Below are 17,048 nucleotides of genomic sequence, written 5' to 3'. Positions count from 1 at the left end.
TGGCGGATGAAGGAAAAGGTGCTGGTCGGCGGCATAAAGGCAAGACATCTTGAGGCAAGGAGAAGCATGACCAAGCGATTCCGCAAGGGCGACAAGGTGCGTTGGCAAAGCCATGGTGGGGAAGCCGAAGGCGAAGTGGTGCGGGAGATCACCTCCGATACCGAAGCGGCGGGCCGGACCGTTCGCGCGTCTCGTGACGAACCGCAGTATCTGGTGCGCAGCTCGAAAAGTGGTGGCGAGGCAGTGCACAAGCCTGAGGCGCTGGAGAAGATGTGACCGCCGAACGCGATATCCACGCCGAGTTCGGCGAGGCGGTCAACATGACCGCGAAAGAACTGGAAAACTGGCTGAAAACGGACGAATCGAAGAACGCTGGCCAGCATTCCGATGGCAAGGAGTCCGTGGGTCACGAATCGGGGCGCCGGATCGTTGATCTGTTACGCACCACGCGGGCCGAAAGAACCGCCGGAGACGAGCGGCATATGCGAAAAGTGATCGGGTATGTTCACCGGCATCTCGCGCAGCGTCCATCGGGCGATGTTCGGGAAACGCGCTGGCGACACTCACTGATGAACTGGGGCCATGACCCGTGCAAGGAATAAAGGCAGTGGTTTGCGGCGTCGTCCTGGCTCAGCTCGCGGGCTCGCTCGGTCAGCCGGACTCGTCGGTGGCGAGCAGATCGTGCTCGTCAACGGCCGTCAATTCCATGGTTTTATAGCCGATGTCGCCGAACAGAACTGTCAGCCGGTCGCGTTCCACCGACATGACCACGCCCTGGCCCCACTCGGCATGGTGCACTTCCTGGTTCACGGTGAAACACCTGGTTCCAGGTTCCTGCTCTTCGGCGATGCCGAAGTCGCAGGTGTCGCAATTCCCGCAGAGCTCCGATTTTTCACCGAAGTAACCGAGAAGGTATTGCCGACGACATCCCATGTTCTCCGCGTAACCGCGGATCATGTCGATACGCGACCGGACCAAGCGCTGATGGCGTTCAGCGACCTCCAGGCCCTGCCGGGCCGCTTGGTCCGGAGTGAGGTCAGGGTCGAGGTATTCGAGACGGCCGTCGGCGGTGGTCGTGATGGCTCCGGCCTCTTCCAGGAGATTCACGGCCTTGACTCGCTGGCCTGCCGGAGCGTCCAACGCTTCCTTCAGTTCGTCTTGCCGAAGCGGCGAGCTGTGTTCGTCGAGGGTGGTCGCGACCTCACGAAGGACCTCTTCGTGAGCTTTGGCCGCGGTAAGGAATTTCTGCAGACTGAGGTCCTGAGGCCGGTACAGCAGGATGATCTCGGCCGGTTCGCCGTCACGTCCGGCGCGGCCGATCTGCTGGTAGTAGGTGTCGAGCGATTCGGGGACCGACGCGTGCAGGATGAAGCGGACATCGGGTTTGTCGATGCCCATGCCGAACGCGGAGGTGGCGACGACGACATCCAAGCCGTCGTCGAGAAACGTTTCGTGGACTTGCTCTCGCCGGCGTTTCGCCATGCCGGCGTGGTAGGCCGCCGCACGGAGCCCTGCTTTCGTCAGTTCGCCGGAGAAATACTCGGCATCCTTACGGCTGGTGACGTACACCAGGCCGGTCTTCGTGGCCGGTTTCGCGGACAGAGATCCCACGAGCGCGACCAAAGTGTGGCGTTTGTCGGCGTCGTCGGTGAATTGTTCCACCGTCAAGTGCAGATTGGGGCGGTCGAAGCTCGCGATGACCTCACGGTGATCGCGCAGGCCGAGCCGTTCCGCGATTTCGTCACGTACCGGCCGCGCCGCGGTGGCGGTGAGAGCGAGCACCCGCGGATGCCCGAGCCGTTCGATCACCGGGGCCAGCCGGAGGTAGTCGGGCCGGAAATCGTGGCCCCACGCCGACACGCAGTGCGCCTCGTCGACAACGATCAGGGAAAGGTCCAGCTCGTTCAAGGCGGCGAGCACGTCGTCCTTGGCCAGCTGCTCAGGAGAGAGGAACAGATACCTCGCCTCGCCGCTCTCGATGGAGTTCCAAGCGTTTTTCCGCTCGCTTTCGCTCTGGGCGGAGTTCACCGCGACCGCAGCGGGAGCCTGAGTGTCCTCAAGGCCCTCCATCTGATCGTTCTGCAACGCGATCAGAGGAGACACCACGAGCGTCGTGCCGCTCAGCGCGACCGTCGGCACCTGATAGATCGCCGATTTTCCGGCGCCGGTCGGCAACACCGCCAGCACGTCCCGGCCGGCCATGAGGTGCTCCATCGCCTCGAACTGCTTGTCCGACAGCTTGGCCCAGCCGAAGATCTCCGCAGCCGTCCGCTGCAACTCCTCGCGTCTTCCCGTCACCCGGCGGTGATACCCCGGTTGCTCGCCGGGAAACCGTGATGCCCGCCCTGGCGCTGATCGCCTGCTGTGCTCGGCGTGATGGCGAGTTCTGCCGGAGACTGAGCCGATGAACGAACCGTTGGCTCGAGCGGTGACGACCCCGCTGCTCTATCTGTTCATCGTGGGTGACGTGCTCGGGGCCGGAATTTACGTGCTCATCGGGCAGATCGCCGGCGTGTCGGGAAGTGGAGTGTGGGTGCCGCTGACGGTCGCGCTCGTGCTGGCCTTGCTCACCGCGACGTCGTATGCCGAACTGGCGACGAAGTATCCCCGTGCCGGGGGAGCCGCGCACTACGCTCAGCGCGCGTTCGGCCCGTTCGCCGGTTTCGTGGTCGGTTTCTGCATGCTGGCCGCCGGTGTGGTTTCGGTGGCCGCGCTCGCCCGCGGGTTCGGTGGCGACTACCTGCGGGAGTTCGTCGACCTGCCGCCCGCTCTGGTGATCACCGTCTTCCTCATCGTGCTCGCCGCGCTCAACGCCCGCGGCATCCGGGATTCCCTGCGCGCCAACATGCTGGCCACGCTCATCGAGACCGGCGGTCTGGTACTCGTGATCGGATTGGGCTTCTGGGTCATCGGGCGTGGGGATTCGGCACCCGAACGGCTGGTCGAACTCGGCACCGCGGAGCGCGGCCCGGTCGCCGGAGTCCTCGCGGGGGTCGTGCTCGCGTACTACTCGTTCGTCGGCTTCGAGACGTCGGTGAACATCGCGGAGGAAACGAAAGACCCCGCCAAGTCGTATCCGCGGGCGTTGTTCGGCGCGATGGCCACCGCCGGTCTCTTGTATCTGTTGGTAGGCGTGGTCGCGGGGGCGGTCGTGCCCGCGTCACAACTGGCCGCGTCGAGTGGGCCGTTGCTGGAAGTCGTGCGAGTGGCGGGTGGAGTGCCGCCCTGGATTTTCGGTGTCATCGCGTTGGTGGCTGTCGCCAATGGCGCGCTGCTCACCAGCATCATGTCCTCCAGGCTGGCCTACGGAATGGCACGGGATCGGCTGCTGCCGCAGGTATTGACGAAAGTCTTGGCCCGTCGGCGCACTCCATGGGTCGCCATCGTGGTGACCAGCGGTCTCTCCCTTGGGCTGGCGTTGACCGGCGGAATCGCCGTTCTCGCTTCGACGCTCGTGTTGTTGCTGCTGATCGTTTTCACGGCGGTCAACACGGCGGTGCTCGTGCTGCGACGGGACAAGCTCACGTCGCCGCACTTCCGCGCGCCGTCGGTGATCCCTGTGCTCGGCATCGTGTCCTGTGTCCTCCTGTCCACGCAGATCGAGGCCGCCGTTTGGCTGCGTGGTGCCGTACTCGTCGGGATCGCGTTCCTGTGCGCCTCAGCTCACGCACTGGTGACTCGCCGTTCGCCCGCCCGACGGTGATGTGTCACCCACAGTGCCGCACGTGGGACTTGTACTCGACCCGGGTTCCCCGTTGACCGTGGAGGCGGTACGGAGGGTCGACCCGGCCTGATGGTTCGGAAACCTCCGCCTCGTCATCTCATCTGGCCTGGAGGACCCATGGTGCGGTGTCGAGCGCGGCCTCACCCGCGCCGCACATCGCGGATTCACTCACGCGGTCGACTGGGATCCCGGGACCGTCACCGGTGAGCGAAGCGACGACGGTGAGATCGAGGTCGGCACCAGGTCGAGGCGGGGGAGGCTCGCGCTGTCGGTCAGGATGCCGAAGGGCCCAGCTATTGCGATATACACGACCGATGCCCTGACCGCTATCTGGGGGCGTTCCAGACCATGGTGATAGTAGTTCCGTTGCTGTGCCTCAAGTCGACTTCGTGGTCTGTCAGGCTGTTGATCAGTTTGAGTCCGCGGCCTCGGATGGTGTCGTGCGGATCCGGTGTTCTCCATTGCCCTTGATCGGTGACGGTCACGGTGATGCGGCCGTCGTGGCATGAGCCCCGAATATCCAGCGGGCCGGGTACGGGCCGGTCGCGGTAGGCGTGTTCGACGGCGTTGGCCATGGCCTCGTAGACCGCCAGGGTGAGGTCGTCTCGGCGGTCGTCGTCAAGGCCGAGGCCGGCTGCCCAGTTCGAGATGCGGTCGCGAAACACGGCGATGTGATCGGTCGTGGCCTCGACCTTTTCGGTGAGCTCGATGGGGATTGCTGTGTTGTGGGCGTGCAGGATCGCTATGTCGTCGTCGTGACGGCTTTCGGTCAGGGTGTCGATCAACTGGTCCCACGCCGCCTCCGAGTCCGCTGCCTTGCGAAGTTCGGCGAGGCCTTCGAGCAGCCATTGGATGCCGAGAGTGAGGTCGCGTGTGCGGCTTTCCACCAGTCCGTCGGTGTACAGGACGAGGTCACTCCCCGGCGGGAAACTGGTGGTGCGTTCGTGGTAGGTGGTTCCGATGCCCAGTGGCTGGGCCATCGCTTCCCCGATTTGCTCCATCGTGCCGTCGGGGCGGATGAGAACGGCCGCGAGATGACCGGCGTTTGCGAACGTCAAAGTGTCGTCGTGGGAATTGTGCACGGCGTAGAAGCAGGTGACGAAGGCGGTATCGAAAAGCCCTGTCGTCAGTTGAGAAACATGCCGCAGTACGTTCGCGGGTGGAAGCTCGAGTACGGCGTAGGACCGGATCGCGGTGCGCATCTGCCCCATCACGGTCGCGGCGGTGATGCCGTGGCCGACGACGTCCCCGATGACGAACGCGGTCGAGCCCGACTGAAGGGGTATCACATCGAACCAGTCACCGCCGATCTTGCTGCCGGTCGCGGCCGGTAGGTAGCGGGTGAGCAGCCGCAGTCCGGGAACGTCCGGCACGGTGGGGAGCATGCTGCGGGACAGTTCGGCTGCCAGATTGCGCTCTCGTTCGTAGAGCCGGGCGTTGTCCAGCGCGATACCGGTGTAGCCGGCGATACCTTCGGCGAGATATTCGTGGCGGGCGGAGAAGCGATCGGATTCGGGGTGGCCGAAAAAGAAACCACCGAGTACTTCGCCAGTGGTGGGACTGGTGACCGGTACGGCGAGATAGCTGCACACGGGCAGATGTCCCTCTGGCATACCATGGTAAGGAGCGTTCTTCCCGAACCTGGCGTCCTGGGTGATGTCAGCGCTGCGTACCGTGCCGATTCCGTCGAAGGTCGGGGCGAAGACCGCGGTGTTCCGAGGCATTGGAAAGCTCGAGAAAGCGGCTCTTGGCACACCCGAAATCGTGTACAGCGTGTAGGATTCCCCGAATTGGTCGACGAGATTGTAGAAAAACGCACCGAAATCGGCGCCCGTCGCGGCGGTCGCGGCATCGGTGGCGTTCTGCACCAGTTTGTCGAGGTCGAGCTGTGCGGTCAATTCCCGGCCGACGGCGTGCAAGGCGTCCACTACGGATGCTTCGGCTCGTAACTCGCGGATGCCCCCGGTGACGTGTCCGGCCGCTGCCCGGCCGGCCTCCGTGGTGACGGCCTGGCTGTCGCCGACCGGTTCGGTGGTGTACAGCAACACCCCGCTGTCCGCGCCGACAACACACATCGCCGCCGAGACGGTCGCGTCGGGCACCAGTTCGGCCAGCAGCGCGGCGTCCGGCAAGATCACGGCGAGTTCGGCATGGTCGCCGGCCACGTGCCAGTGCTGTGTGGCGTTCAGTTCGACGAGTGCGACCTCGGCCTGCTCGCCACGCTGGTTGACGAACGCGTGACGCACCGCGTCGACAAGCTTTTCCATCTCGGCGTGGTTCGTCACTGTTCGTCCAGTGCGGCGGAGAGAGTGGGAAAAATGGCCAGTTCGTCGGTGAGTCGCGTGATCTGCAGCGGGCGGAGCGTAATCCGCCCGACGGCGACCACCCGCAGGTCCGACTTCGAGCTGTGACGGTGTGCTCGGACGAGTTCGGCCATTCCCGCTGAGGCGAGGAAACTGACCTCGGTCAGATCGATGATCAATTTCTCCGGTCCCAGCCGTACGGCGCGCTCGGCGAGCTGGCGTAGTTGCGGCGCGAGAGCCAGATCGAGGGCTCCCGAAACCCTGAGTACGACACATGCTCCCCGGTCGTCGAGTGTCACGACACCGTCGGAACTGTTGGCCGTCGGCTGCCGGTCGCCCGTATTCCCGTCATTAGCCTCCATGGGCCGATTATCAGTGACCACACGCGAACCTGCCTCGCGAGCAAGTCCCCGGCATGGAACTGCCTGAGCACCGAGCGATCGCGGGCGGGCGTGGCGATTGGCCTTCTCCCCAGGCGTACTGGCGACCGGTGTCAAGGTGCGGTGCGCTCGAGACGAGGCTACGCTTGCATCGATTGTGAAACGCAAGTTGGAGGCGACGCGTGGGGCTGAAGTTCTCGAGTGAGGTCGATGCCCCGCTGGACGAGGTGTTCCGCTGGCATGGCCGACCGGGTGCGATCGTACGGTTGACGCCACCGTGGCAGCCGGTGCGCATCGGCGCCGAGGCGTCGTCGTTGCGCGACGGACACGCGAAATTGATCTTCCCCGCCGGGATCGTGTGGAACGCGCTGCATGATCCGTCGGGCTTCAGCCCACCGCACCAGTTCGTCGACCGGCTGGGCAACCCGGCTTTGTCCAAGATCTTTCGCTGGCGGCACACTCACTACTTCTCGGCAGGACCGGAGAGCCGGACGACGGTGACCGACGTCGTCGAGACCCCGGTCCCGGAGCGATTCCTTCGGTCGATGTTCGCCTACCGGCATCGTCAGCTTGCCGCGGACCTGGCCGCGCAGCACCGCTACCGGGCCGACCCGCTGACCGTGGCGGTGACAGGGGCCAGTGGCCTTGTGGGAACGGCGTTGACCGCATTCCTGACCACCGCCGGGCATCGGGTGATCCGGCTGGTAAGGCACCGGGCTCGTGCCACCGACGAACGCACCTGAGACCCGCAACACCCCGCCGATGACCTGCTCGCCGGTGTCGACGCCGTGGTGCATTTGGCGGGCACACCGATCGCAGGCCGTTTCACCGCAGAGCATCTCCGTGGGGTGCGGTCGAGTCGTGTCGAGCCCACCCGCGCGCTCGCCGAACTGGCCGCGCGTACCGCCGGCGGGCCGTCGGTGTTCGTGTCGGCGTCCGCGATCGGCTTCTACGGGCCCATACGGGGCGAAGAAAGACTTATCGAGAACAGCGCGCGAGGAAACGGTACGCTCGCCGAGATCGTCGCGGACTGGGAAGCGGCCACAGCGCCCGCCGCCGATGCCGGGATCCGCGTCGTCCACATCCGGACCGGATTGGCGCTGAGCCCCCGTGGCGGCGTGCTGCGCCTGCAGTATCCGCTGTTCGCCACCGGACTGGGCGGCAAGCTCGGTTCCGGCGAGCAGTGGATGTCCTGGATCGGACTGGATGACCTGACCGACATCTATCTGCGCGCCATCACCGATCGCGACCTGGCCGGCCCCGTCAACGCGGTCGCACCGGAGCCGGTCCGCAACGACGAATACACTCGCGTACTCGGCCGGGTATTGATGCGCCCGACCGTGTTGCGCGTGCCCAGGGCCGGGCCCCGGTTGCTGCTCGGTACCGGCGGTGCTCGTGAACTCGCTTTCGCCAGTCAACGCGTAGTCCCGCAACGTCTTCTGCGGGTGGGACACACCTTCCGGCATCCTGACCTCAAGGCCGCGCTGGCTCACCTGCTCGGCGCGGCGTCCGCCGGAATGCCCGCGTTTCGTAGCGCCGACCAGATCGGAGAGCAACGCTGACGACTGCGCACCTCAAGCCACGCGGTAGTCCGGCCTCGGTGGCTTTCGTGGGCTTCGTGTCCTGGTCGCAGCAGTCGCTGTGACCGGCGTTCTCGCTTCGACACAAGCGAAATCCGTGTACAGCGCACGGGCACTTCCATCGTGGGCGCCTCTCGCGTGGCTTTTCGGTCCAGTGTGGACGGTCCTCTACCTCATGATCGCGGTGTCCGGTTGGATGTTCTGGCGGGCCAGGGTGATCGTCGAGGCCTACTGGTCCAGGGCTCGTTCGATAGCGCGGCGGGCTTGGCCCGCGGCAGTCTGGTCGTGCTCCAGCTGCATGGCCGCGTTCAGTGCCAGCCCGGCGGCGATGATCTCGAACAGCGCCTGGTCGATGTCGAACTCGGCGGGTAGTTCGCCGTTGCACACCGCCGCAGCCAGCTCCGCCCGCAGTTGTTGCCGCCAGCGTGACCACACCTCGGCCACCGCGTCGCGGACCCGGCCGGGACGGCCGTCGTACTCGCTGAGCGCCGCGGTCATCAGGCAACCGCCGGGGAGCAGCGGCGTCTCCAGGTAGCCCACGGAGTTGGCGCACACCGCGCGCAGCCGACGCAGACCCGGTGGCTCGGCCAGCGCGGGCTCGACCACGCGGTGCCAGAAGTCGACGAACGCCTTGTCCAACGTGGAGATCTGCAGCGTCTCCTTGGTGCCGAAATGCTTGTGCACACCGGACTTGCTCATCTCCAGCTCGTCGGCGAGCCGGCCGATGGTGATGCCGTCCAGCCCTTCCTCCGAGGCGACCGCGGCGGCGCGGTCGAGGATTCGGCCCCTGGTGATCTGCGCCTCGGCCGCTGAGCGTCGTGGTGACATGCGACAAGAATAGCGTACGGGCGTTCGCTATTGATTTAGAGAACGTGCGTACGCTAAATTTCGTGGCATCCACCGGAGGCGAAGGAGTGCGGGATGCGGGTGCGACGGTTGGGCTGGGCCGGGCTGGAGATCGAGGCGGCCGGGCGGCGTCTGGTGATCGACTACGTGCGGAACCTGTCACCGCTGTTCACAGGGTGGAAGCCCGGCGAGGGACTGGCGACGCCGAGCGGTGACGTCAGCGCGGCGCTGGTCACGCACCTGCACCGAGACCACACCGACGCGGCCGCGCTCGCGGACGTGCTGACGCCGGGGGCGCCTGTGCTGCGACCGGCACCCGGCCACGGCGACGACGTCGACAACGTGACGACACTGCCGGCCGAACGCGAACTGGTCCTGCACCGGCTGGCCGCCGAGGTCGTGGATGCCTGGTCCAGCCGCGAGATCGGGCCGTTTCGTGTCACGGCGATCCCTGCTGTCGACGGGTTGGGCGACCCGCAGGTGAACTGGGTGGTGGAGGCCGACGGGCAGCGGGTTTTCCACGGTGGGGACACGATGTTCCACGGTTACTGGTGGCTCGTCGCGCGCCGGTTCAGCCCGTTCGACGCGGTGTTCCTGCCCGCCAACGGCGCGGTGGTCGACGCGCCGCACCTGCAGCCGCCTAGCCCACTGCCCGCAGCGATGGACCCGAGGCAGTCCGCCGCGGCCGCGGAGATCCTCGACGCCCGGTACGCGGTGCCGATGCACTACGAGGTGGAGCAGCCGGACAAGATCGCCGGCTACGTCGAGGTCGCCGACCCGGAGAAGGAGTTCCGCGCGCACGCCGGACGGCGCGCATACGTGCTGCCCGTCGGCGAATGGTTGGACCTGACCACATGAGGCCGAACTCCGCCATGTGGATCTGGCATCGAACCGCCGTGTGAGCCGGCGAAGCGCGGGAAGGCCGGTGCCGTGCAGGATGTCTCCGACGACCGGCGCGGCTCCGCCGATGCCCGCGGTGAGGGTGATTCGTCCTGGATGTATGCGGAGCAGCAGAGCGTCACCCCGCTCGTCTCCGGCGTTCGGTGCCAGGCGAGACGAGAACATCGGCGCGATCCCTTTCCACGGTGCTGCTCGGGCAGTACCGCTGCGATCCATGGTCCGGACGGGCTCCGCGCGGGTTTGACGCGTGGAGCCCGCCTCGCCGATGGAGATTCAGATCGTCACATGCAGTTCGTGAGTCCCCAGTTGTGGGTAGCGACCGGCGGGAACTGGCTCGGGCTTACCGCCCAGCCGACGGTGGTCCCACCTGGAACCGCGGCACAGGAGCCGACGTAGGTGTAAGAGCCGTCGAATGCGACGGCTCGACCGAAGGGAGTGAGACGCAGGCGAATCGTGCCGCAGTTGTTGTAGTACACGTAAATCGTGGTGTTCGCGCCGCCGGGCTGCTCGACTGTCGTGTTGCAGGCCCGTCTCGGAGACGAGGCCTCGGCGGTATTCAGCACCCGAGCTTTGACTTCGGGGTTGGGCGCAGGGCTGGCGATCTGGGTCACGGGCCGACCGTCATCGGCGAGAGCGATACTGACGGGAACCAGTGCGACACCGCAGCCAATACCTGCAGCGAGCAGGAGGGAGCGAATTCGTGCGCTGAATGGCATAGGTTTCCTTTCGAGTCCTTGATGCGGAGTAGTCCGACGTCGATCCGTCGTCAACTTTCCTGGACTACGGCATGGATGTCCTTAGCACTCCGTCGCCGTCACTGAGCATTCAGTCGCCGATCTTTCGACCGAATGCCTGCTGCCTTTCGCGTCCAAGGGCCACACACTGGCCGTAGCCGATCATCGCGAAGCGGGAGGACAGATGCTCACCACGACCGACTTCCGGACCGATGACTTGCCTGTTTCGGACCGGGTCGACGCCTTCTTCGGCCGCCTCGGCGAGAACGTGCTCGTCAAGCTCCGCGGTGATCACCGGCCTGACCTGCGGTCAGATCAGCGCGTGCTGAGTATGGGCGGCATGGTCGTGTCGACGATGACCGGCACGGTGCCGTCGATGCTCCTTCGGCGTACGCCGGCCATCGTCGCACGCGCTGAGACGGAAGAGATTCGGCTGTCCTTCTCCGTGGAATCCCGGAGCATCGGGATCGGGAAGGACGAGGTCGTCCTCCGCCCGGGCGACTGGTCGGTCGTGGATTCCGCTCTGCTCTACGACATCCCGGTGGCAGGCGGAACCCACACCGAAACGTCAATAGGGGTGCCCTATGGTCGGATCCCCGTGCGACGGCGCCGGATAGAGCAGTTGGTCGGCCACCCGATGGACGGAAAATCCGGGTACGGCGCTCTCCTGGCCGAAGTGCTGACCCAGATCGTGCGGGACGCCGCCTCGTATCGCCCCGAGGACGCGTCACAGCTGGAGACAACGGTCGTGGACCTGGTGACCGCGCTCTGCTGCCGGACTTTGGACAGTGGCTCGTCCGTGCCGGCCGAGAGCAGGCGCCGCAATCTCGTCTTTCGGATCCGGAACTTCGTGCGAGAGAACCTGCACGACCCCGGGTTGACACCCGGCTCGATCGCCGCGGCTCACCACATCTCCCGCAGCCACCTGCACAACCTCTTCAAGGACCAGGAAGAGACAGTCGCGGCCTGGATCAGACGACAGCGTCTGGAACGGGCCGCCCACGATCTGGCCGACCCCGCCCTGCTCGACACACCCGTGCACACGATCGCGGCCCGCTGGGGATTTCCCCGGTCGGCCGACTTCACCCGAGCGTTCCGAGCCAACCTCGGAATCACTCCCCGCGAACACCGTCGGCGGCACATTCTTCCGCCCGGATAAACCAGCGGCACAACCGGCCAGCGCCCGCGATCCCCATCAGCCGAGCGTTTGCTCTTGATAGCAACACACTGCACAGTCGGGGTGAGTAGTTGAGCACTGCTCGAGTGGTTCGACGTCGTTGAGTGCGGCTGTGATCGACGTTGTGCTCCAGATCTGCGGCAGCAAGAGCCGCCGCAAAGGAACACAGCACCTGACTGCTGGAAGGTGCGGAGGCGACGTGCCGGGCTGGTTAGCCGCGCTCTAGGTGGCTGGCATGGGTTCTGGACAGTGTCCGTTCATGTTGAGATGAGAGTGTGTCCCTGTGCCCAGGTCCGACGCTCTTCAGGGGAGAGATCGGTGATCGCCCCGATGTGGCGCGGTTCGGAGGGTAGTAGTTTCGGCAATTGCCGGACCCCGACGAGGGGACTGTGCGTTCGATGTGACCATGGGGGTCGAGATGGCGGATGTTCGTCGGTGGGCAGCTGGTGCTGCCGCGTTATATGTGCTGTGGGGCCTGCTGCACATGGGGCTCGGTGTCTCGATGGTGATCGGTGGTCTCGCCGACGGTGGGCCCGGTACCGAATTGGCAGCTGAGAGCCTTCTCTTCTTCCTCTGCGTGACCGTGCTGGGTGCGCAGGCCATCTTCGTCGCGGTGGCCATGAATCGCGTCAACAGCCGTTCGGGGTATTGGCTCAATGTCGTCGTGCTCGGTGTGGTCGACGTGGCGTTCCTAATCTTTCTCGTGGTTCCCGGTCATGTCGACCTCATCGGCGGAATCGCGGGACCTGTCATCTGGCTGCTCGCCACCGTGTGCGCCACGCTGGCATTTCGCCGTGAGCCGATGAGCGTCTAGCTCACGGATCATCGAGCGCGCTCCGGACCTGGTGGCAGACAAGCGGGGGAGCACAAGCCCAGGCCTGATGGCCTGTGTCCGGGGGCTATTCAGTGTCGATTTGACGTCTGCCCACGCGCTGATCGGCTTACTTGATCAAGGGGCACGTCCGCGACGTGTCCGCTTCGGTGGTCCCGATGGTGAATCCGAGCCGCACTTTCGCTGTGCGCGCACCGCCGCCCTGCACGTGGACGCCGAGCGCGGTGCAGACGATCTGATCGATCCCCAACGGCGAGACCTCTCTGCGCGCCAGGGGCAGCGTGAGCTGGATGAGTTCGAGTTCGGTCGTCACCGTGACCCGGGGGAGCGCGGACAGCGCGATCTCGGTGTGCAGGCCCCGGCTGGGAGCGACTCCGCTGAACAGCAGCGCGAGCGCGTCGGCGATCGAACCCAGTCTGCCGCTCTTCCGTTCGTCAGGCTGCAATCGCTGCTGGGCGTCGACGAAGTACAGCGTTACGCCGGGTGCGACTCCGGTCGGGGCGTCACCGCCGGGTGTCGGCCCGTCCGGGCTCACGCCGCAGCTCGTGAGCAGCAAGCAGACGGCCAATGCTCGAAGGAGTTTCACCTGGCCTCCGGATTCCTGGGCAGCTCGAGGACGAAGCGGGCGCCGGCGCCCGGGATGTCGTCCGCGTCGAGTTCGCCACCGTGCGCGCGGGCGTTCTCCTTGGCGATCGCCAAGCCGAGCCCGTTGCCAGGGGTACGGGCGCGCCCGGTGTCGGCCTTGTAGAAGCGATCGAATACGTGCGGCAAAACCTCTTCGGAGAGCCCGGGGCCGTGGTCGGTCACCTCGACGAACACCCTGGCGGCGGACGTGGAGACGCGCACGCGGACGGGTTGCGCGCCGTGGCGCAGGGCATTGCCGACGAGGTTGGCGACGATGACGTCGAAACGGCGACGGTCGGCGAGCAGACGGATTCCGTCCGGTGCTTCGAGTTCGACCTCACCGAGCCAGGCGCGAGCACGTAGGCAGCGGCGCACGGCGTCGGCGACGTCGAATTCCTCCAGCCGTAGCTGAGCCGTTCCGGCGTCGAACTGGGAGATCCCCATCAGGTCTTCGACGAGGTTCACGAGCCGGTGGGTTTCGGTGATGGCCAGTTGCGCGGATTCCCTGGCGTCGGGCTCCATCCCGTCCGCGGTGGTCGCGAGCACTTCCACCACCGCGGTGAGGGTGCTCAGCGGGGTACGCAATTCGTGGGAAACGTCCGCGGCGAACCTCTTGGCGTCATTGCGCATCCGCTCCATCGTGGTCATCGACGTCTGCACGGACTCGGCCATGTCGTTGACGGTCATGGTGAGTTCGGCCAGTTCGTCGGCGCCCTTCGGTTCGGTGCGCGCCCCGAGGTCACCGCGGGCCAGCCTGCGCGCGGTGTCGCGAAGCTGCCGGACCGGGCGCAGGACACCGCCCGCGGCCAGCAGGGCGAGCAGGATCGACAGCGGGAGCGTGGCCGCGGCGGCGATCGCCGCGGCCCGGGTCAGGGCGTCGGTTTGCTGCCGCACACCGGTGAGATCGTGGGCGGAGTAGACCTCGATCCCCGACGGGGTGCGGGTTCCGTCCAGGGCGGTGATCACGATGGGGGTGCCGATCACCAGCCACGGGACGCCGTCCACGCTCAGCCGCTGGGTGACGAGCCGCTGTCGCGACCGGACCTCGGTGTGCAACGCTTCGGTGGCCAGGCGAGAGGCGGTCCCGTTTTCGGACCGCAGGGCCGCGTAGGTCACCAGGGTGTCCGGACCCAAAGCCGACCGCAGCCGGTCGAGTGCGTCCTGGTCCGGTGGATAGTCCAGCTGTGACGTGAGCGCGCCGAGCTGATCGGTGACGGTCTTGGTGAGCCGCTGCTGGGCGGCGTCGACCAGTGAGCTGCTCGCCGACCCGGCACTCGCCGCGCCCGCCGCCGCGGCCACCAGCACCGTGGTCAGCACGAAGGCGAGGAGCAGCCGCGCCCGCAGCCCGCGTGGCCACAGCCGCCACGCGGTCACAACGGCCCGAACCGGTAGCCGAACCCACGCACCGTCTGGACGTAGACGGGGGTGGCCGGATCCGTCTCGATCTTCGCCCGCAGCCGCTGCACACAGTTGTCGACCAGCCGCGAGTCGCCCAGGTAGTCGTGTTCCCAGACCTCCTCCAGCAGTTGCGTGCGGGTGAAGACCCGGCCGGGCGTGCGCGACAGGGTCAGCAGCAGACGCAGTTCGGTCGGGGTCAACCGCAGCGGGTCCCCACGCACGGTCACGGTCAGCGCGGCGGCGTCGATACGCAGGTCGTCGTGCACCCGTACGTCGTCGTCGGCACCAGTGCCGCGCCGCAGCACCGCCCGGATCCGCGCGTCGAGCACCGCCGGCCGCGCCGGCTTGACGACATAGTCGTCCGCGCCGACCGCCAGCCCGGTGACGACGTCGAAATCATCGCCGCGGGCGGTGAGCATGATGACCGGCACCTGGCCGTCCGCCCGGACCCGGCGGCACACCTCGAACCCGTCGATACCGGGCAGCATCACGTCGAGCACCACCAGGTCGGGCGAGGACGCGCGGAACTCCGCCAGCCCTTTCTCACCGGTCTCCGCGACGCGCACGTCATGCCCGTGCTTGGTCAGCGCCAGCTGAAGACCGCGTCGGACCAGCGGATCGTCCTCGATCAGCAATATCGACACCACCTGTCCATTATGGATACGCCGTCGACGCGCGGCGACCCCGGCGAAGTTCTGCGACAGAACTGCGACACGATTTCCACTGTCCCCGGATGTCCGGTCCGCAGCATGAAATCCATGATTCCAGCCACTCCCGAAAATCCCATAGTGTCCACAGTGCACACGGCCGACCACGGGCACCGGGTGCCGAGGGGGCGCCTGCTCGGTATCGACGTCGTGCGCGCACTGGCGCTCCTCGGTGTGTTCGTCGAGCACTTTCGGACGAACGGATGGTTCCGGGCGGGACCGGTTCACGACACCGGTCCGGCGCTGCTGAACTGGGTGAACGTCGAAACCTCCTCGCGGGCGATGAGCCTGTTCGTCCTCCTCGCCGGGGTCTCGCTGGCGCTGATGACGGGAGGATCCCGCCCCTATCAAGGGAAGCAGGCGCACACGGCCGCACTGAGAGTGGTCGTCCGCGCGGTGACGCTCTGGTTGATCAGCCTCTGCATCGACGAATTCGCTCCGTCCGTCATCGCCGTCTACGCTGTACTGCTGGTGTTCCTGCTGCCATTCACGCGCCTGCGGCCGAGGACGCTGTTCATCCTCTCCGCCGTTTCCATACCGCTTGTCACCGGTTATGCGATGTGGGTGCTTTCGGCGCATATGGATTGGATGCGGGCCGATACTCCGGAGGGTCTCGCGTTGCTGGCGCATCCGGGCAGCTGGGGCGAATACTTCGTCATGCTCGTGTCGGTCGGAAGCGGTTTCCAGTTCAGCTACGGAATTCCGCTCGTGCTGGCGGGGCTGGCGATCGGCAGGCTCGATCTGTACAGCCGGTCGGTCCGGATCAGGATGCTGGTCACCGGGCCGTGCGTCGCGCTCGGCGCCGTCGCCCTCTACCTTGTGGCGTCGAAGCTCTTCGGCGTCGACAAGCTGCTCGAACGGAGGTCGCCGGGTGATCTGGTCTGGCAAGAGGTGTTCGCGATGCCGGGCCCCGATTCCGGGTACGCCACCAGTATCGTCGGGATCGTTTTCATGATCGGTGTGGCGCTGGGATTGCTCGGCGGTTTCCTGATGCTGACGGACCGACGGATCTGGCAACGGCTCCTGTGGCCGCTCGCGGCGGCCGGTGGTATGACGATGACGTGGTACGCGGGGCATTTCCTCTACAAGGCGGCGATCGGCCAGCCGAAGACCTACTCGTTCGTGTACTTCTGCGCGATAGTGATGGTGACGCTCGCGGCATCGGTACTCTGGCGGCGCTGGATCCGGCGCGGCCCACTGGAATGGCTGGTGCACAAGGTGATCATGACCGTCGTCCCCCGTCCGAAACTGCCGTGACCCGGTCGCGCTCGGGCGTCATTCCGGCAGTCCTGGGCATCTGGAGCGGGTGAGGCAGAGGTGACGTGTTGTGAAAGCCACTTTCGCAACCTTCAACGTTGCGAAAGTGGCTTTCGCAACACATCGGCGAGGTCGCGGAGACTTACGCCTCGACAGAATCCGAAGTACCCCACGGTGGCAAGGGGGTCGAAAGCGTCCGGCTTCCACGACCCGAAGTTTGTGACCGAGCGGTCGGTCGCTGCTCGGAGCTGTCGCGACGACCGGCCGGTCACCGTGCGGTTCCTTGATGGTGACAGCCGGCCCGGTGGTAGCAGGTCCTTCGGAGGTGAGGTCCTGGTCCGCACCTGAGGGCCCGCGCGGAAGCTCGTGGTGGGGTCACAGGTGTGTGTTTTCGACACCGCCGCACCAGACGCGGCGGATGTGGCGAGTGGCACGGATGTCGGCGAGCGGGTCGCCGTCGATCAGTACCAGGTCGGCGCGCAGGCCTGGCGCAATGGCCCCTCGGTCGGCCGGCTCGAACGTGCGGGCTGCTGAGATCGCGGCTGCTCGCAGCGCTTCCGCGGTGCTCAATCCGTCGTCCACGAGG

18 protein-coding genes and 1 pseudogene are annotated in these 17,048 nt (G+C 66.2%); 10 read left to right on the top strand and 9 right to left on the bottom strand.

The features are described 5' to 3' along the window. The first annotated feature begins 66 nt into the window (after window positions 1–66). Both ACLJQ7_RS15715 and ACLJQ7_RS15710 read left to right on the top strand, forming a co-directional pair. Window positions 67–276 (top strand): DUF2945 domain-containing protein, encoded by a 210-nt coding sequence (locus tag ACLJQ7_RS15715; RefSeq protein WP_410649207.1) that lies wholly within the window; start codon window positions 67–69, stop codon window positions 274–276. Next, window positions 273–602 (top strand): DUF3140 domain-containing protein, encoded by a 330-nt coding sequence (locus tag ACLJQ7_RS15710; RefSeq protein ID WP_410648942.1) that lies wholly within the window; start codon window positions 273–275, stop codon window positions 600–602. The genes ACLJQ7_RS15715 and ACLJQ7_RS15710 overlap by 4 nt, the downstream gene beginning before the upstream one ends. A gap of 49 nt (window positions 603–651) precedes the next feature. Here ACLJQ7_RS15710 and ACLJQ7_RS15705 read toward each other — a convergent pair whose 3' ends face one another. Further along, window positions 652–2,298 (bottom strand): RecQ family ATP-dependent DNA helicase, encoded by a 1,647-nt coding sequence (locus ACLJQ7_RS15705; RefSeq protein WP_410648941.1) that lies wholly within the window; start codon window positions 2,296–2,298, stop codon window positions 652–654. 106 nt (window positions 2,299–2,404) lie between these two features. Between ACLJQ7_RS15705 and ACLJQ7_RS15700 the strand changes: the two genes are divergently transcribed. Beyond that, entirely contained in the window at window positions 2,405–3,703 is a 1,299-nt protein-coding gene (locus ACLJQ7_RS15700) for an APC family permease (protein ID WP_410648940.1), read from the top strand. 347 nt (window positions 3,704–4,050) lie between these two features. Here the strand turns inward: ACLJQ7_RS15700 and ACLJQ7_RS15695 are convergent, their stop codons facing one another. Both ACLJQ7_RS15695 and ACLJQ7_RS15690 read right to left on the bottom strand, forming a co-directional pair. Next, entirely contained in the window at window positions 4,051–6,009 is a 1,959-nt protein-coding gene (locus ACLJQ7_RS15695; RefSeq protein WP_410648939.1) for a SpoIIE family protein phosphatase, read from the bottom strand. Further along, window positions 6,006–6,389, bottom strand: a complete 384-nt coding sequence (locus tag ACLJQ7_RS15690) for an STAS domain-containing protein (RefSeq protein WP_410648938.1) — start codon at window positions 6,387–6,389, stop codon at window positions 6,006–6,008. Before ACLJQ7_RS15690 ends, ACLJQ7_RS15695 begins: the two co-directional genes overlap by 4 nt. A gap of 200 nt (window positions 6,390–6,589) precedes the next feature. Between ACLJQ7_RS15690 and ACLJQ7_RS15685 the strand changes: the two genes are divergently transcribed. From ACLJQ7_RS15685 to ACLJQ7_RS15675, 3 genes and pseudogenes are all read left to right on the top strand, one after another. Then, window positions 6,590–7,150, top strand: a complete 561-nt coding sequence (locus ACLJQ7_RS15685; RefSeq protein ID WP_410648937.1) for a hypothetical protein — start codon at window positions 6,590–6,592, stop codon at window positions 7,148–7,150. A gap of 24 nt (window positions 7,151–7,174) precedes the next feature. Continuing rightward, a complete protein-coding gene (locus ACLJQ7_RS15680; protein ID WP_410649206.1) occupies window positions 7,175–7,969 on the top strand; it encodes a TIGR01777 family oxidoreductase in 795 nt (264 codons plus the stop codon). Between the two features lie 79 nt (window positions 7,970–8,048). After that, window positions 8,049–8,144 (top strand): annotated as a pseudogene (locus ACLJQ7_RS15675) (tryptophan-rich sensory protein); the annotation flags it as partial. A gap of 71 nt (window positions 8,145–8,215) precedes the next feature. On the opposite strand, the gene ACLJQ7_RS15670 reads toward ACLJQ7_RS15675, so the two are convergent. Then, entirely contained in the window at window positions 8,216–8,815 is a 600-nt protein-coding gene (locus ACLJQ7_RS15670) for a TetR/AcrR family transcriptional regulator (protein ID WP_410648936.1), read from the bottom strand. A gap of 93 nt (window positions 8,816–8,908) precedes the next feature. Between ACLJQ7_RS15670 and ACLJQ7_RS15665 the strand changes: the two genes are divergently transcribed. Then, on the top strand, window positions 8,909–9,691 hold the full coding sequence (locus ACLJQ7_RS15665) for an MBL fold metallo-hydrolase (RefSeq protein ID WP_410648935.1): 783 nt from the start codon (window positions 8,909–8,911) through the stop codon (window positions 9,689–9,691). 323 nt (window positions 9,692–10,014) lie between these two features. Here ACLJQ7_RS15665 and ACLJQ7_RS15660 read toward each other — a convergent pair whose 3' ends face one another. Further along, window positions 10,015–10,344 (bottom strand): hypothetical protein, encoded by a 330-nt coding sequence (locus tag ACLJQ7_RS15660; protein WP_410648934.1) that lies wholly within the window; start codon window positions 10,342–10,344, stop codon window positions 10,015–10,017. A 307-nt stretch (window positions 10,345–10,651) separates the two neighbouring features. Here ACLJQ7_RS15660 and ACLJQ7_RS15655 point away from each other — a divergent pair, with 307 nt between their 5' ends. Together ACLJQ7_RS15655 and ACLJQ7_RS15650 are read left to right on the top strand one after the other, a co-directional pair. Further along, window positions 10,652–11,626, top strand: a complete 975-nt coding sequence (locus ACLJQ7_RS15655; RefSeq protein WP_410648933.1) for a helix-turn-helix domain-containing protein — start codon at window positions 10,652–10,654, stop codon at window positions 11,624–11,626. 424 nt (window positions 11,627–12,050) lie between these two features. Then, the gene (locus ACLJQ7_RS15650) at window positions 12,051–12,458 is read left to right on the top strand and encodes a hypothetical protein (RefSeq protein WP_410648932.1); all 408 of its coding nucleotides are present in this window, start codon (window positions 12,051–12,053) and stop codon (window positions 12,456–12,458) included. Between the two features lie 127 nt (window positions 12,459–12,585). Here the strand turns inward: ACLJQ7_RS15650 and ACLJQ7_RS15645 are convergent, their stop codons facing one another. The 3 genes from ACLJQ7_RS15645 to ACLJQ7_RS15635 are packed head-to-tail and all read right to left on the bottom strand — an operon-like array spanning window position 12,586 to window position 15,145. Continuing rightward, complete coding sequence (locus ACLJQ7_RS15645; protein WP_410648931.1) at window positions 12,586–13,062, bottom strand: hypothetical protein; 477 nt, start codon at window positions 13,060–13,062, stop codon at window positions 12,586–12,588. After that, the gene (locus ACLJQ7_RS15640; protein ID WP_410648930.1) at window positions 13,059–14,474 is read right to left on the bottom strand and encodes an ATP-binding protein; all 1,416 of its coding nucleotides are present in this window, start codon (window positions 14,472–14,474) and stop codon (window positions 13,059–13,061) included. The genes ACLJQ7_RS15645 and ACLJQ7_RS15640 overlap by 4 nt, the downstream gene beginning before the upstream one ends. Then, window positions 14,471–15,145, bottom strand: a complete 675-nt coding sequence (locus ACLJQ7_RS15635) for a response regulator (RefSeq protein WP_410648929.1) — start codon at window positions 15,143–15,145, stop codon at window positions 14,471–14,473. The genes ACLJQ7_RS15640 and ACLJQ7_RS15635 overlap by 4 nt, the downstream gene beginning before the upstream one ends. Window positions 15,146–15,286: 141 nt before the next feature. Here ACLJQ7_RS15635 and ACLJQ7_RS15630 point away from each other — a divergent pair, with 141 nt between their 5' ends. After that, window positions 15,287–16,462, top strand: a complete 1,176-nt coding sequence (locus tag ACLJQ7_RS15630; RefSeq protein WP_410648928.1) for a DUF418 domain-containing protein — start codon at window positions 15,287–15,289, stop codon at window positions 16,460–16,462. Window positions 16,463–16,837: 375 nt separating this feature from the next. Here the strand turns inward: ACLJQ7_RS15630 and ACLJQ7_RS15625 are convergent, their stop codons facing one another. Further along, window positions 16,838–17,044: an amidohydrolase family protein gene (locus ACLJQ7_RS15625; protein WP_410648927.1), complete on the bottom strand. Its 207-nt coding sequence runs from the start codon at window positions 17,042–17,044 to the stop codon at window positions 16,838–16,840. Between the last annotated feature and the right edge of the window lie 4 nt (window positions 17,045–17,048).

Origin of the sequence: Amycolatopsis sp. cmx-4-54, from assembly GCF_046548895.1 — a bacterium.
Lineage (GTDB): Bacteria > Actinomycetota > Actinomycetes > Mycobacteriales > Pseudonocardiaceae > Amycolatopsis.
The sequence above is the reverse complement of the archived record's forward strand: the minus strand, read 5'-3'. Positions and strand labels throughout refer to the sequence as shown.

What these genes read in the sequence shown, in the direction of transcription:
- ACLJQ7_RS15700 (WP_410648940.1), top strand. Translation starts at nt 2,405, where the DNA reads ATGAACGAACCGTTGGCTCGAGCGGTGACGACCCCGCTGCTCTATCTG.
- ACLJQ7_RS15650 (WP_410648932.1), top strand. Translation starts at nt 12,051, where the DNA reads ATGGGGGTCGAGATGGCGGATGTTCGTCGGTGGGCAGCTGGTGCTGCC.
- ACLJQ7_RS15690 (WP_410648938.1), bottom strand. Translation starts at nt 6,389, where the DNA reads ATGGAGGCTAATGACGGGAATACGGGCGACCGGCAGCCGACGGCCAAC.
- ACLJQ7_RS15655 (WP_410648933.1), top strand. Translation starts at nt 10,652, where the DNA reads ATGCTCACCACGACCGACTTCCGGACCGATGACTTGCCTGTTTCGGAC.
- ACLJQ7_RS15715 (WP_410649207.1), top strand. Translation starts at nt 67, where the DNA reads ATGACCAAGCGATTCCGCAAGGGCGACAAGGTGCGTTGGCAAAGCCAT.
- ACLJQ7_RS15670 (WP_410648936.1), bottom strand. Translation starts at nt 8,815, where the DNA reads ATGTCACCACGACGCTCAGCGGCCGAGGCGCAGATCACCAGGGGCCGA.
- ACLJQ7_RS15665 (WP_410648935.1), top strand. Translation starts at nt 8,909, where the DNA reads ATGCGGGTGCGACGGTTGGGCTGGGCCGGGCTGGAGATCGAGGCGGCC.